Consider the following 15,444-nt stretch of genomic DNA (forward strand, 5'->3'; position numbering starts at 1 on the left):
AAATAAATCTAAGTTAAAATCAATATTGATTCATTAATCAACATCTGTTTATAATTATAAAAAAGCCCTTCATACTTTCAATGGTTAATCTAGCGCAAATCGTTGATTACTCAACAAATCAATTACAATTGTTGATTATCTCTAGAAAGATCGGTGAATTAAAATGCCTAAGGTAGATAGAAGAATAGCCAAAAGCCAAGTAGCTATAAAAAAAGCTGTAACCGAACTGATGGCTGAAAAAAGTTTTGATGACATTACTATTCAGGATATTGCTGACAGAGCAGATGTTAATCGAGGAACCATTTATCTTCATTACACGGATAAATACGACCTCCTAGATAAAATGATTGAAGAACATATAGAGAATCTCCGAGAACTATGCCAATCGGCATCAGAGATGACGTTCCAAGAAGGAAATTATGTCTGGTACGAATACTTTGAGTCTAATTATTTATTCTTTTCAACCATGTTGGCGAGTAAAGGTGCCCCTTATTTTCGAAGTCGGTTTCTTGATTTGGTCGTCGAAGAGTTTAGAGCGGAAATGGATGAAGAAATAGAAAAAAACGAAGGATTAAATGAAGAAGTTATTCTTCAATTTTTTGGCTCAGCGGTCGTTGGGTCAGTGGAATGGTGGTTCAAGAATGGAATGCCTTTGCCAGCCCGTGACATGGCTGAACAAACGGGGGCATTGTTAGATAGGAATTTTTGAGTAAATCATCAAGGCTTAAAAAAAAATTAAAACCCTGAGTCCATATCTATTCAGGACTCAGGATTTTTATCTCGGTATATTCATATTTATCCTACAAATATTAGGAACACCAGCCTGTCCCCTGTTCCATTACTAAAAATGATCAATATTCGTGGCAGTCTTTCCAATATAAACAACAATTTTGAGTGATTTGTAAGTAAGGAACAAATTGCGTTCATTTTTGAAAGAAATTAATTATTGCTCTATTTAATCAACTTTTTCAATCTGAACAGTAAAATTGTCTTTCATAGTTTCTAGATTTTCTATACCAGATTCAATTTTCCCTAATTTTATAAGTCCATTTGAATATCCGAAATCTTTATAAAAGTAAGCTTGGTAAATCACAATTCAAATTTCAGTTCCCTTCTCATGGAAAGCTGCATTACCGTTTTTTAATTTATAGTGGGATTTGTGACATTATCCGCCACTCTAAAAAAAACCGATTCAGTTCCTAGAAAATCCACCTTTTCTACTAAACTGATTTTTCTAAAGCAGGTGAACAGTAACCGCATAAAATAAAAGGAGACGTATTACTAGAATCATTTATAGATTCTCGCAGTACTCTTTGCAAAAAGAAGGATCAGTTATACTATTGCAAATTGTCCGTTCAAATATTGCTAGTCCAAATAATTACTTCTTTAAATTGATTTCTTTTTCAAATGTTTGGCCATTGCTATAGACTACCTTTACAAGCAGACGCGTATATTCCAATTTCTCTGATTGCTTCATCCGGAAAAAAACAGGCTCCTCTTCTGATGAATCAGAACTATCATCAGAGATAAGCTTTTCTTCTTTAATCAATTCTTTATTTCGGTACTTCATTATGTAAACCTTTTTTAATGGGATGAAGTTATCATTACCTTCGGTAGAATGTAAAACGGAAACAAAATAGTCATTATTCGTCATATCGACTATCACATCTAACAAGCCATAATCCATAGAACCTAGGTTAGTTAAATCCATTTTGTGTATTTCGCTGCTTTTCACGATGTCATCGGAAGAAGCGGATACAAAATACTTCATTGCATTTTGATCAAATTTTCTCTCTTCAATTTCCTTATCATTACTCACTTCTGCTTGGTTACCAGATGCATTTAGCTGAATCACCCAGTGTGGCTCGAATTCAACATCCACAGGAACCGTTACATAAAACAATCCATTCTTTTTATTTACTGCGGGCACAGTTAAATACTCTTTATCTTCCCCTAATGAATAATTAAAAACAATATTTGAATTATTTTGGAGCTCTTTCATTTGCCATTCAAAAGTTATCTCTGCCTGCGAGCCTTTGCGATCAACAAAGCTCTCAATCGTACTTATCCAGCTTTGCTCCTGTTTTATTTCATTCATTACATTTTCAATATTACTTGTTTGCGATTGGATATTTGACATTAATTGATTCTGATATTCCAAAATAGAATCCCCTTGATTTTCCAAACCCTCTATCTTGTTCAATAATACATAATTCATTAATACACTAATAACTAAAGAAATAACTACAAAATATCTATAATATTTCATATTCTATCTCCCAACATTTCCTATCTTTATTCTGTCTTTTTAGTTGCTTTTCCAACTATTTTGAAACTCACTTCTAACTACAAGTATATTATCCATAATGGTTGACTCCTTATATTCCATCCAGTACTTCTAACTTATCACAAAAAAAGTAAGGTTTATGCGTAAAGTTCCTACAATTTATTCAATAATACTTGGTTGCCATTCTGAAGTGGTCGTTTAGAAATTTGATGAGGAAGAATTTACAAGGGAAGAGTTGTTCTACTGATGCTATTCTTCTTTGTTCTTCCTTTGAAAATACATATATCTGAAAACGGCAAATAGACTAGTAACCATAAATCTGAATCTAATACTTTATATAAACCAAAGCTAGAACAATTTCTTGATTTTGATAATTACAAAACTTACAAAAATAGAGAAATCCTATTAGAATCAGTAAGGAATACTACAAACCAAATAGGTAATGTTATCAAGGACGTAAAAGTTGCCATGTATTATTCACCTGGGCACAACAGTATAGAAACATTTATGAGTCATCAGGTAACCAAGGATGGATATACATTTACTGTTAATCTAGAATTACAGGAAGTTGCGATGGTTGGAAATAATAGAGGTTACTACGCAATATACAAGGGAAGCAAGACAGCACCTTTTCGACAATAACCCCCTCGCCAGAATGCTAAATATTTCTGGTTGACCATTTTTAATTGGGTTTAGTTTAAGTGAAAACCCTTGTAAACTCTTCTCCTATAACGATTTTCTAAAGATACGTTATTCAAATAAATGGCCTAAACCTGTTTAGGCGCGATCATCATTCTGATAATCGCGCCCTTTTCTTGAATAATCTATCGCTATTATCTATTTGTTAAGCTTTTTTTCTCTTAACTTTATTGATTTTCTAATTAATTCAGGAAGCCATTCATGCAAACTTTGAAATTTAAAACCCAAGTCCGATGCTTTTTGATTGGACATCGTCCATGTACTGGGAATTGCATATGGTGTTTGCTTTTCGTCATCCTGACTTATTTCCACTTTTGCTTTGATCCCTGTTGCTTCCTCGATGTATGCTAATAATTCTTTTAAAGTCACTGTCCCATTTGAACAAGTATTAATTGGGCCAAGGAAATCTGTAGTACCAATCCAACTAAGAAACTTACCTGCTTCATCTTCATTAATAAAACTTATGGCTGCATCCAGATTGCTTAAATAAATAGTTTCTTCATCAATGACCTTGTTTATATAATAAATCATTCTTTCTGTATAATCATTTACACCCAGAACAATTGGAAATCTAACGGCCACTACTGGGAATGGTGATTTTTGAAAAAAAACAGATTCTGCTTGCCGTTTCCCCTCTTGATAGGTGAAATCTTCCCTTTTTCCTAACTTAATAGGATATGAATATGGATCAAAATCATTTTCAAATAGTTCCCGATCAAGAATATCGTAAACAGATAATGTAGAGGTGAATATGTACTTTTTCGTCTTATTTTCAAAAACTTCAATGGCGTTACGTGCATCAATTGATGAATAGCAAATTTGATCAAATATTACATCCCACTTCCTACTTTTGAATGCAGAATAAAAAGATTCAACCTTATCTCGATCAAATTGAATCAATTCTACTTCTGAGAAAGGTATAGGTGCATTTCCTCTTGTAGCAACCGTTACCGATATACCATTATCGAGTAAAGATTGAATTAGTTTTACTCCAAAAAATCTTGTTCCCCCTAACACTAATGCCGTTTTCATAATGTTCTCCTTTTCTCACTTTCAAAATTTATTTTTCCATCTGTCATTTAATGGATATTTTATCTAAAAATTCCAATAATTGCACATTATTTTATTCTACAATCTTAGCCTAAAATGAAAAAATGCGCCTATCCTTCCTGCAGGATAAAGCGCCCTTCTATTGAATATGAATTTTCTTCAAATCGAGACGGATTGACCTATGACGTTTTCGCATTCACGAACCCTTCGAGCCTTAGAGCGAAGGGTTGTCACCTGAATCTTCCCTGCTTCTTCTCGGCTCGGAGAGTCCCATAGCGTTAATGCCGTGTTATATACACACCCGACTTCTTCGAGTTAATTTCACACCGCTTTTCTGTTTCAATTTTTACTTCAGTAAAGGCTTTTTATAAAACGTCACTTACTTATTTGTTACCGAGTTGTTCCGCCAAACCGATTAGAAGTCCTTCGGTACCACGAATGTAGCAGAGTCGATACGAGTTCTCGTACTGAACCACTTCGCCAACTAGCTGAGCACCGTACTTAGTAAGTCTGGATACCATTTCGTCAATGTCCTCAACGGTGAACATGACGCGGAGATAACCTAGGGCGTTTACAGGAGCAGTCCGATGATCTGATATAGTAGGTGGGGTGAGAAATCGCGAAAGTTCAATTCGGCTGTGGCCATCTGGGGTAACCATCATAGCAATCTCTACGCACTGAGAACCCAGTCCGGTTACACGACCAGCCCATTCTCCTTCGACAGTGACTCGCCCTTCGAGGATTAAGCCAATCTCCTCGAAGAAAGAGATTGCTTCATCAAGGGATTCTACAACGATACCGACATTGTCCATTCTTAGTAATTTGTTTTTTGCCATAGTTTTATCTCCTTATATGTAAAAATTTATTACCTGTTCATCTTCATAATTATTCTTTTCAAAAATTACAAATTCCTTCCAAACAAAAAACACCTTGTCACAGTTCATAATAAAATGAAAAGTCACAGTATAGGAAAATGTGAAATTGGGTTTTCGAGTATGTTATATAACATCTTGTTAACGAACAACACTTCGTAAACCCTCTGCTATGGAATATTCGTGAACCTTATTTCGTGAATGCTATCATGAGGGCAAATCATCGCACCTTTTTTATAAACAACGCGACTTTATTTCAATGCCACATTTTCTTTAATATATTTTTCCTATTTATTAACGAAATTAGAAACACTGAGCTATGGTTTGGCAATATTGTCGGTTTAAATGATTCCAGTAACCCTACATTCAGCATATAATTTCGACAAAAACGGACAAAAACTAAGAAATAAATACGAATTAACTATATTGTCTTATGTCATTAGTTCTATAAATAGATTAAGGAAAACCATTCAAAAGTTCGGGAAGTAAAAATGGACAGGTCTAAAATATCTAATTTGATGGCTGAGTTTTCAATTTGATGAAGTGACATTTTGATTGTTATTAAAAAAAATTAAATTAAGAATGGGAACCTAATTATAAATGCTCACTTTTGTTGAGGTGTGAGGTGTGAATATGTCATATAATCTAAAAAGCAAAGCGTCTGAGAAGAAACAAAAGAAGGAAATACTTGTTCGTAAATTAGTTTTGTTGTTGCAACAAAACAGAGGTGTGCAAGAGACTTATCTGGGGTATCACCAACAAAACTCGAATTTACAACGCAAAAAAAATGACAATATTAAAAAGCCTAATTTCTCAATTTAATGCTGAGAAATTGGGCTTTTTTTATTACTCCAGAAAAGCACCCGATTGCTGAATAGCTACCAATCATAACTTGTCATCCACCTTCGATTGATAGCGTACATTGTTAATAGATTAAGGAGAAAAAAAGCGGTCAATCATAGTTGATAGAGCGACTTTTTATAGTATTAGTTATATCAATTAAATTACAAACTCAAACTAACACATATTATCACATGTGGTACGGTTCATCGTAATTAAACAAAATGATACCATGCAAAGAACCCTCTCACTTACTGAATAAATGAAGTAAGTGAAAGGGTTCTTTAACTTTCTTTTAGTCTATTTGATAATAGCTGCACACAACTTGTCCAACAGCTTTCGCAGCTACTAGAAGTGAATCTTCATCGATATCAAATTTTGGGTGATGATTGAAGTAAGGATCGTCTACCCCTTTTGGTGTACATGCGATGTAAAAGAAGCAAGCAGGGAATTTTTCAGCATAATAAGCAAAGTCTTCAGATGGAGACATTGCTGGAAATTCTTTTACTTCTAAAATATCTCGATCATTCATGCTTCGTAAACTTTCTGCAACCTTTGCCGTAAGATCAGGATTGTTGTACAAAGGTGGATAATCTGGAGTATACGTAAGCTCACAGGTTACGCCAAATTCTTCTTCAATTCCTCTTACGATCCGTTTAACTTCTCTCTCAATCGTTTCTTTTGTTTCCACAGTCATATAGCGAATATCGCCTTCAAGTTCTACGCTGTCCTTGATCACGTTGAATGTCCCCCTTCCATCAAAAGACCCGATTGTAATAACACCTATATCGAAAGGGCTTAATCTTCGACTAACTATGGTTTGGGCAGCTGTAACAAAATGTGCAGCAGCAACAATAGCATCGTTAGCTAGATGAGGAGAGGAACCATGGCCACCTCTTCCTTGAACTTTCAATTTCAAGTATGCACGTCCATTGAAGGAATACCCAGCGTGATATCCTACTGTTCCCGCAGGTCCCATAGGCAACAAATGAATACCATAAATGGCATCTAAGTCATCAATCAAACCAGACTCTACAATACTTTTGGCTCCACCTGGCGGGACTTCCTCTGCATGCTGGTGAATGATTTTGATGGTACCTGGGATGGAATCTTTTAATTGGATTAAGCAATCAGCCAAAACTAACAAGTATGCTGTATGTCCATCATGTCCACACGCATGCATGACACCTTCATTTTTTGACTTAAACGGAACATCTGCTTCTTCTGTAATTGGAAGAGCATCAAAATCAGCGCGAAGTCCAATAGTTTTTCCTGGTTTTCCACCTTTAATCGTGACGATAATGCCATAACCATTCCCAACATGTGTTTGAATATCAACATCTTTTCCCTTATAAAAATCCGCAATGTACTGAGCTGTTTTCTCCTCTTTAAAGGATATCTCAGGATTTTCATGTAGATAACGTCGAATTTCGATTATTTCTTCTTTACGTGATTCTAACATTCCCATTAAATCACTTTTCATCATTTTCATCTCCCTTTTGATGGCATAGAATGGAGTAAACTCCCATTCTATGCCTAATGAATAAAATGAGCTGAATCCGACCTCTTACGTTACTTTATCTCTATTAATTAGCAACTTTCTGTGGTTTTGGTGTGAGTCTTGCTTTTGCTGATGAAGCTTCTGATGCTCGACCTGCACTTTTCGGAACCATGGCCACAATAGAAATAATAGAAAGTATCCCGAATATAACGTTTACAATAATCCCTACTGATGCTGCAGTAGCAACACTTCCAGCTGCTGCAACTGAACTATAAACCGTTGCCGAAATGGCCACACCGAATGCACCGCCGAGAGAGCTTGCCATTTTATAAATCCCTGCAGCTTCGCCCACTTTGTTTGATGGAGCATTGGATACGGATGTATCTGTAGACGGTGTCGCATATACTCCAAGTCCAAGACCAAATAAAGCAAACCCAATAAATACAACGACAGTATAGGCAAAACCAGGTAAGAATGTTAATCCCATTAACGCTACACCAACTGTTGTGATCATAGCGCCCCATATCATAGGTAATTTGGCACCCGCTTTTTGCAAGATTTTCTCTCCCACACGAATCATTGCAAGCACAGCTACTAAATATCCAATGGATAACATTCCTGACTGAAAAGCAGTGAAACCCCGGCCGACTTGAACATAGGTATTAGCAACAACGAGCGTTCCAGCTACAGCGTTTAATAAAAAGTTTGAGTAAGTGGCACCAGCATATGGTTTATTTTTAAATAAAGAGAAATCAATCAGTGCGATCTTTTTCTTTTTTTCAACTTTAAAGAAGACAATAGATCCAATAATGGTAACAACGGCAGAGATAATGGAAATTGGGCTTGTCCAGCCTAGGTCTGCACCGAATGTAATGAAAACGTTTAATGCAATCATGGTGACGATGAAGATAGCTAAGCCAATAAAATCAAATTTAAATACTCCAGTTTCTTCCGCTTTGCTTTCAGGTGTATCTTTTATCAGCCACATCGCGAGTAGGGCAAAAATAATTGAGAATATAAAGATCCATTTCCAACCCATATACGTGGCAATGGCACCGCCTGCAAACGAACAAACTCCTGAACCGCCCCAAGATCCGATTGACCAAAAACTTAGAGCACGTTGCCTTTCTTTTCCATCAAAATATGCTTTCACTAAAGCAATCGTTGCTGGCATAATACATGCTGCAGAAAGTCCTTGAATGATACGTCCGATAATTAACAATGCAGCTCCTTGCGCGAATACAAGGCAAAGGGATCCGATAACACTTAAAATTAACCCGAGATAGGTAACTTTTTTACGTCCAATTTTATCTGCGATTCCGCCGGCAGCAACAATAAACATTCCGGAGAATAAGGCTGTTAAGCTGATGGCTATATTTAGCGTTCCGGATGAAATCCCTAAATCTTCTTGGACGGCCGGCACGACATTGACCATTGCTTGTGCAAAAAGCCAAAATGTGATAACCCCGAACACAATTCCTGTGATCATCTTATCTGTACCTTTATAATTTGTCTCCATGGTTTACCTCCTATATTTTAATGGGTCCTTTGTACACCAAGTTTTATGATTAAGATACTCCTCTTGTTTGACCAGAAAAGTATAATTTTCTTAATGAAACTCAGGAACCCTTTATGGTGTTTCTATATGATCATTATAAAAATTGCTGAATAATTTAGTGAGTCAATTTTGATGCAAATCCATAAGACAATATGCAAATTAATTAACCAGATGGATGTGTAGGTAAAAATTAAACGGTTAATTTTTATCCTTTTAATCAAAAAAGGTCTGACACCATAAACCCCAAAGTTTTGGAATTATGGTGTCAGACCCCTTTTTGTATTATCAATAGGTTTTCCGAATATCAAAAAAATGAATTGCATTACTGGTTAAGTAGGTAAAAAATGACCAATCCTCTTCAATCGATTCATCAAAAATCTCTAAAGATGGTCTGCTGGAATTGATGATATATTCAATGATTTCAGCATCCATCCCATGTTTACTGTTCAAGTTCCACCATTTGGTGTATAATGCTCCATGATTTTTATCAAACACATGCTTACGTATTTGATATTCCCCTTTCGGGATTCCAGAAATCGTTACGTGAATTTCTTTATTAAGCTTTTGAAGAAATGTCTCTTCAACAGAAAGGTACGGATTGATAATCGTACTATTCATCAGGATCAATTGATATCCCCGCTCATTCTGTGTCATTACGTAATCCTTTCCATGTGCAACAACCTCGCCATGCAAGCGTTTTAAGAACATCAACGCAAAATAAGCGGGGCGCTTTCCGTTTAAATAATGGAATAATTCGACGCCATCCATCCGAAACCGTTTATCTTTTTCTATTTCTTCATGTACGATAGTATTGATCCAAAGAGCAACTGTTTTTACATCATTTGCTATGTCTAGTACATTTTTTAAGACTAATGCTCCTCGAAAAAAAGTGCCGTTCGTATACCGGGTATTGCCCGACAACGTGTTCCATGAAACGAGATGAAGCGGTTTTTCAAAATGGTTGCTTTTTAAATACCGTTTCAACTTGTCCGTTTTTTCCTTAATATAATCCCTTGCTAAATAAAATTTGTTATCCGCTATTTCCTTAAAATCAATGACCTCATTTTGGTTAGCGTTATAACCGATAAAATCAATAGACGTTTCATTTTCTAGCTGCCATTCATGATGATCACTGGTCTTTTCATTGTGGAAAGAAAAAGGCATGTATACTCCTACTTGAATGGAAGGGATCATCGTTTTCAATGCTTTGTGCAGTTTTAAATAAACTCTCTGAAGTTCTTTTACATCAACTCCAGTGTAATAAGGCTCGTAAAACATCACATGCCATTGCTTCACAAACGATTCTCCATAAAGCTGCAAACAATGTCTTATAAACTGAGTAAGTTTAGTAAAATAAGGTTCTTCATTTCTAGAGATATCCATATAATCGACCCGAACAAACAAAGATAGTTCATACGTCTTCATGAATCCCAATGCACGATCAATTGCAAAATACGGAGAAGTTGTCGGAATCTCTTCATCTGTTTCGACCTCTGGAGGAATGGCTGTATTACTCAACAGATGGCGGACTCCGATAAAACGCAGCTGCAAATCCCTTTTCACATCCAGTACTTGAGATCGTACATCTTCTTTTAATAATTCAATAATTTCTCCAATTTCCAGAATGTGATCGGGACCTTTTATTTTCATTGTCACAGGTTGAGATAGGTTTAATGGCAACCTTTCATACCTTGTCTCATTATGGGAATAAGATTTTTGATCATCTAAAATCATGCTGCTTAATCTTGCTACAATTTCAGGTGATTGGATAAAATTTAAAACATCTTCTTTGTTATAGTTTTGAACTGAATCTTCTTTTTGTACATAATGGTTCTCACGATATACATGCGGGGTGGTTCCATACACTTCTTTAAAAAGGGTTGAAAAGGACTTTGTATTGGGAAAGCCATTATTCATGGCGATTTGCGAAATCGAGTCAGTCGTATAAAGCAAATCCTTTATACTATGATTAAGCCTTATATTCATTAAAAAACGACTAAAACCCATACCCATTTTCTGTTTAAAATAACGGGATAGATAGCCTGTTGACAGAAAAAATTTCTTAGCTACTTCCTCTAATGTAATCATCTGGTCATAGTTTTTTTCCATATAGTCGATGATTTGGGATAAACGAAGATCGTCTGTATCCATTTTCTCAAGAGCACTGCCCTCTACTTTAAAACCTCGAATCAGGAAAAGTAATATTTGGCAGATATAACTTTTAACCTCAATTCGATAGCTTTCAGCTTGTCTATAATAACTAATCATCACGTTTGCTAGCAGTTTACGAATCGAAACAATCATATCATCTCTTCCCAAATCAATTTCTCTGGAATAGCATTCAAATCGACTATTTCGATAGGCTGTGTAATGATAATCCATGAAGGCATCTGAAATGGTTACAACCATTACCCTATTATTTTTCCTACCCACAACCTGGTAAAGCTGATTACGATTTATGACCAGCAAATCCTTTTCTTCCAAATGATAAAAACGACTAGATGTTTCTATTTTTAATTCACCACTTATTACAAGGATAAATTGAATCCCTTTATTTATCCTTGGAACAAGTAAATCAATATGTTGAAATGATATTTGAAAATCTGACAATGGATCGTTCATCCCACTCACTCCTAATTCCTTCTTGTCCGATAAAGAGAATGCCCAAAAGCTATTTAATACTTTCCTTAACAATAATAATAAACCCTTTTTCTAAAATTTAAAAAGAGGGAAGTCGCACCATTTAACGGTACTAGATTCCCTCTTTTTTGCCATAAAAAACCTCATTTACTAATGGTCCGGTTCACTCCGATTAATCCCAAACAACTTAAATGAATTACCAATAAATTTCTTGAACTCTTCTTCAATAATGGCCCGATTGTTTAATAAGAAAAAAATTAAAAAACATGAAAATGGCACCCATTTCTGAGCGCCAAATAAAAGATTGAAAGAATTTTAAGAAGAAAAATCAAAATAATTTCTCTTCAACAATCTAGGTAAGACCATTAATTCCTTAAAACTTATTGAATTTCCGATGATCATGGTATCCACTAAAAACAATTGATCTTCTATTTCTTTAATGATGTTGTCAGTCTGGTACACCATGTCACACTCCTGGCAGTTAATCGCTGGTGTCATTGTAATTACGATTGCCCTTGATCCATCAGGCAGCTCCCAATAAACAGTGTTCTCACCGCTGCTTGCGTTTCCTCCACACCACTCACATTTAATCTCCATCACAAATCACCTACTCATTTCCCGTTGATTCATTTTCTTGATCTTTAATATCGCTTGATTTTTGCTGCGCTCTAAATTTCTTTTCCTTTAACTCATCACGCTTTTCACGTTTATCCTTTAGAGAAGAATGGGTGGGATCTTGCTGGTACTTTTGCCTTCTATTTAGACGATGAAGATCTTCGGGTATGAGGTTGAATTAACTGTCATTCATAACGCCGGATATCCCGACATTGGATTGGTAATTCTCATAATCAGGATATACGCCTTTAAAATAATCTTCTGCTGTGCCTGGTATATAGTTCTGCGGTTCTGGGTAGGATGTTATCACACCTTCAAAATTCCTCAACACCACTTTATCCGCACTTTGTGAAATAAGATAATTCGGCTGCAGCGAAATCTTTCCACCACCACCAGGAGCATCGCAAACGAAGGTAGGGACTGCGTTTTTTATTGTAAGTACTTTTAAATAACGAAAAAACTGCAAAACAAGAAGATAATCATCTTGATTTGCAGCTTTAATTAGACATAATGACTATTTGTCCTGTTTTGGTTATTGACTATTTACAAAATGTTTCCCGTACTCCACATGTTCACCAGGACTAGACGTTTTCAAAAAACCTCCACTAATTTAATGTATGTGTGCCCGATGACGATCCTGTTCATGTAAGAAATATCCTAAAACTACCTCAACCACACCGACTACTAAGAATGTTATTTGTAGCCCACTACTAATCCAACCAAACCAGTATACTTCTGCAGAAATCCAAATAATCATTGCTACTCCTAAAAAGATGGTGGCAATTCCATTATTATGGTGTTTTTTTAATACTAAAAAAGTGCCTATCAGACTACCGACCCCATTGACGGCAAATAACAGGATTCCTGGAATCATAAAGTTAACGAATGGTGTATTCTTTAATAGATCCGTGTTCAACCCCACCCATCTTCCGTCTGGTTCTATTACAAGCAAAAGTCCAACAATTACACCACTGATCCCAATAAAAGATAACAAACCACCTGTGGCATAAGACAACAGTTTCGATTTGTTCACTTTCTTCATCTTCTTTCTTTATAAATATTACAACCAATTTTACTTTAGTGCATTTGTATAATCTGTATTTTTAGCCCACACAAGAGTCGCTGCTTCTTCAAAATCCTAAAAGGAAACCACTCCTTAGACAATAAGAAAAGCTTGCCCTCCTTTTTTAAGGCTAAATGAGAATTAGATACCAGGTAGCCTTAAAAGTAAAGAAGTGACAAGCTGCACTCTCGTTTTTTAATGTATACTTCTCTTTGCTATTTATTATAGTAAATTATCACTAAATACTATAAACATTAACTTGATATATAAAATGAATAATTTGTTCATCACTAATTACTTATTTTAAACCTATTTTGGTAACGACAACATGGTTGGAATGGTGTGGCAGATAATATGATGTAGTAGTGTGTTATCTAATTCTTGCATTGCATAAGAAATAGTCTTTCTATTCAACAATCGCGCCCTTTTCTTGAATAATTTAAAACCTTTTACTATTCTAGTATTGTTCATTTAAAAAACTCTAAAAGCCATGAAATAAATTAGCACAACAAGGGCAAGAGTGACGATAAAACGAATAATTCCAGATAAAATTTTATTCATCTTTTCTCTCCTTTACTTTGAATGAAGTGTTTGAAATAATTCAACGCCTCCTTTCAAGTCACTAAGAAAATTATACCATTTACTATGGAAACCTCAGATTTCTTATTCCACTAATCTGCAGTTACTTTAAGTTTTTTACAATTTCTTCTAAACTTTAACCTAGTTATCTTGGTATTTTTCAGCATCTGGGCCAAACTTGAAATAGGCGCGACCATCTTTTTGATAATCGCGCCCGATTGCTGAATACTGTAATTGAGATAAAATGCTTCGTTTGTTCAATAAGAAAGGCGATGCTTCTTATTGAAGCATCGCCCTCGTTAGAAATGAAAAATTGCTCTTGTCAGGCCCTCATTTTACTTTTAATATGTTCTTCCCTCTTTTTTCCTCTCTTAGTTACCGATGAAAAAGTATAAATTGCAAGAGCTGACCAAATGAAGATAAACGCTATAAAATGTGCTTGTGTCAACGTTTCGTTATAAAGAAAAACCCCCACTATTAGTGCTAGTGTTGGTGAAATATATTGGAGAATTCCAAGCATAGATAGTGTTACCTTTTGGGCACTCATAGTAAAAAATAAAAGAGGTAGAACGGTTACTACACCACTACCCATTAAGAGTAAACTTGTTGAAAGGGAATCGAAAAATTGTATTTGAGACTGAAACATCAAGTATATCAAATATACTAACGCAATTGGGGATATCACCATCGTTTCAAGAGCTAATCCAATTGTTGAATCTGCTTTAATCATTTTCTTTGTTAAACCATAAAACCCAAAGGTTAGTGCAAGACTAAGCGAAATCCAAGGAATAACACCATAATGGAGCGTTAGTATTAGTACCCCTATTCCTGCTAAAATAAATGCAAAAACTTGAGAACCACTCAACTTTTCTTTTAATGCTATTACACCGATTAACATACTTGTTAAAGGATTTATATATTGACCAAGACTTGCTTCTAATATCTTCCCTTCAATCACAGCCCACATAAAGATACCCCAGTTTGAACTAATCAGAACAGAAGCAAGAAAAAGGGACCAAAACAATTTTGGTTTCTTTACGATTTCTTTTACGAATCCAACATATACATTCCTTTTCTTTAAATAAAATAAAAGCACAATCATAAAAATAAAAGACCAAAAAACTCGTTGGGCTAAAATCTCTCCAGAAGATATATGCTGAGTAAGTTTCCAATAAATTGGAGTAAGCCCCCACATTACATAAGAAAAAACGGCATATACAACACCATCTTTTTCATTATTTAATTTCATTCTAAGCCTTCTTCCTGTTTATACGTTTACTCCATTATAACAATAAGGTTAAATTAAAGTTTACTACCAAACTTTTTAGAAATCTTTTAGATTTGTAGCAAACGCTTATTCGATTATTTGGCCCGATTGTTGTATAAGAAAAAAATTAATAAATACGAAAAATGGCACCCACGTCAGAGTGCCATTTAAAAGTTTGAAAGAAACCTTAAGAAGAAAAATCAAAATAATTTCTCTTCAACAATCTAGGTAACATCATTAATTCCTTAAAACCTATTGAATTTCCGATTAGCTTTGTATCCACTAAAAACAATTGATCTTCAATTTCTTTAATCGTGTTATCGGTCTGGTACACCATGTCACATTCTTGGCAGATAACCGCTGGGGTCATCGTAATTTCGATCGCCCTTGTGCCATCCGACAGCTCCCAATAAACCGTGTTCTCCCCGCTGCATGCGTTTCCTCCACACCACTCACATTTAATCTCCAACACA

13 protein-coding genes and 1 pseudogene are annotated in these 15,444 nt (G+C 35.3%); 2 read left to right on the plus strand and 12 right to left on the minus strand.

Annotated features, from left to right (window positions below; translation table 11 throughout):
- Positions 1-163: 163 nt before the first annotated feature.
- Positions 164-709, plus strand: a complete 546-nt coding sequence (locus ACI48O_RS14565) for a TetR/AcrR family transcriptional regulator (protein ID WP_435562553.1) — start codon at positions 164-166, stop codon at positions 707-709.
- A gap of 246 nt (positions 710-955) precedes the next feature.
- On the opposite strand, the gene ACI48O_RS14570 is transcribed toward ACI48O_RS14565, so the two are convergent.
- The 4 genes from ACI48O_RS14570 to ACI48O_RS14585 form a co-directional block, all read right to left on the minus strand.
- Positions 956-1,093 (minus strand): cyclophilin-like fold protein, encoded by a 138-nt coding sequence (locus tag ACI48O_RS14570; RefSeq protein ID WP_435562554.1) that lies wholly within the window; start codon positions 1,091-1,093, stop codon positions 956-958.
- Positions 1,094-1,378: 285 nt separating this feature from the next.
- Positions 1,379-2,269 carry a hypothetical protein gene (locus ACI48O_RS14575; protein WP_435562555.1) on the minus strand — a complete coding sequence of 297 codons (891 nt, stop codon included), beginning with the start codon at positions 2,267-2,269 and terminating at the stop codon, positions 1,379-1,381.
- Between the two features lie 855 nt (positions 2,270-3,124).
- On the minus strand, positions 3,125-4,018 hold the full coding sequence (locus ACI48O_RS14580; protein ID WP_435562556.1) for an NAD-dependent epimerase/dehydratase family protein: 894 nt from the start codon (positions 4,016-4,018) through the stop codon (positions 3,125-3,127).
- Positions 4,019-4,419: 401 nt separating this feature from the next.
- Complete coding sequence (locus ACI48O_RS14585) at positions 4,420-4,872, minus strand: VOC family protein (RefSeq protein ID WP_435562557.1); 453 nt, start codon at positions 4,870-4,872, stop codon at positions 4,420-4,422.
- Between the two features lie 669 nt (positions 4,873-5,541).
- Between ACI48O_RS14585 and ACI48O_RS14590 the strand changes: the two genes are divergently transcribed.
- Positions 5,542-5,730 (plus strand): hypothetical protein, encoded by a 189-nt coding sequence (locus tag ACI48O_RS14590; protein ID WP_435562558.1) that lies wholly within the window; start codon positions 5,542-5,544, stop codon positions 5,728-5,730.
- A 313-nt stretch (positions 5,731-6,043) separates the two neighbouring features.
- Here ACI48O_RS14590 and ACI48O_RS14595 read toward each other — a convergent pair whose 3' ends face one another.
- The 8 genes and pseudogenes from ACI48O_RS14595 to ACI48O_RS14630 all read right to left on the minus strand — a co-directional run bounded on the left by ACI48O_RS14595 (position 6,044) and on the right by ACI48O_RS14630 (position 15,440).
- Complete coding sequence (locus tag ACI48O_RS14595; protein WP_435562645.1) at positions 6,044-7,231, minus strand: amidohydrolase; 1,188 nt, start codon at positions 7,229-7,231, stop codon at positions 6,044-6,046.
- A gap of 103 nt (positions 7,232-7,334) precedes the next feature.
- Positions 7,335-8,768, minus strand: a complete 1,434-nt coding sequence (locus tag ACI48O_RS14600) for an MFS transporter (RefSeq protein WP_435562559.1) — start codon at positions 8,766-8,768, stop codon at positions 7,335-7,337.
- A 324-nt stretch (positions 8,769-9,092) separates the two neighbouring features.
- A complete protein-coding gene (locus ACI48O_RS14605) occupies positions 9,093-11,429 on the minus strand; it encodes a helix-turn-helix domain-containing protein (protein WP_435562560.1) in 2,337 nt (778 codons plus the stop codon).
- Positions 11,430-11,762: 333 nt separating this feature from the next.
- Positions 11,763-12,044, minus strand: coding sequence for a YokU family protein (locus ACI48O_RS14610; RefSeq protein WP_435562561.1), 282 nt, complete (start codon positions 12,042-12,044; stop codon positions 11,763-11,765).
- 10 nt (positions 12,045-12,054) lie between these two features.
- Positions 12,055-12,528: pseudogene (locus ACI48O_RS14615) on the minus strand (lysine 2,3-aminomutase); the annotation flags it as partial.
- Between the two features lie 144 nt (positions 12,529-12,672).
- Complete coding sequence (locus tag ACI48O_RS14620) at positions 12,673-13,095, minus strand: hypothetical protein (protein WP_435562562.1); 423 nt, start codon at positions 13,093-13,095, stop codon at positions 12,673-12,675.
- A gap of 931 nt (positions 13,096-14,026) precedes the next feature.
- Positions 14,027-14,953, minus strand: a complete 927-nt coding sequence (gene rarD, locus ACI48O_RS14625) for an EamA family transporter RarD (RefSeq protein ID WP_435562563.1) — start codon at positions 14,951-14,953, stop codon at positions 14,027-14,029.
- A 205-nt stretch (positions 14,954-15,158) separates the two neighbouring features.
- Positions 15,159-15,440, minus strand: a complete 282-nt coding sequence (locus ACI48O_RS14630; RefSeq protein WP_435562564.1) for a YokU family protein — start codon at positions 15,438-15,440, stop codon at positions 15,159-15,161.
- Positions 15,441-15,444: the final 4 nt, after the last annotated feature.

This window comes from Neobacillus terrisolis, assembly GCF_051233475.1.
In the GTDB taxonomy this organism is placed as follows: Bacteria; Bacillota; Bacilli; order Bacillales; family Cytobacillaceae; genus Bacillus_BU.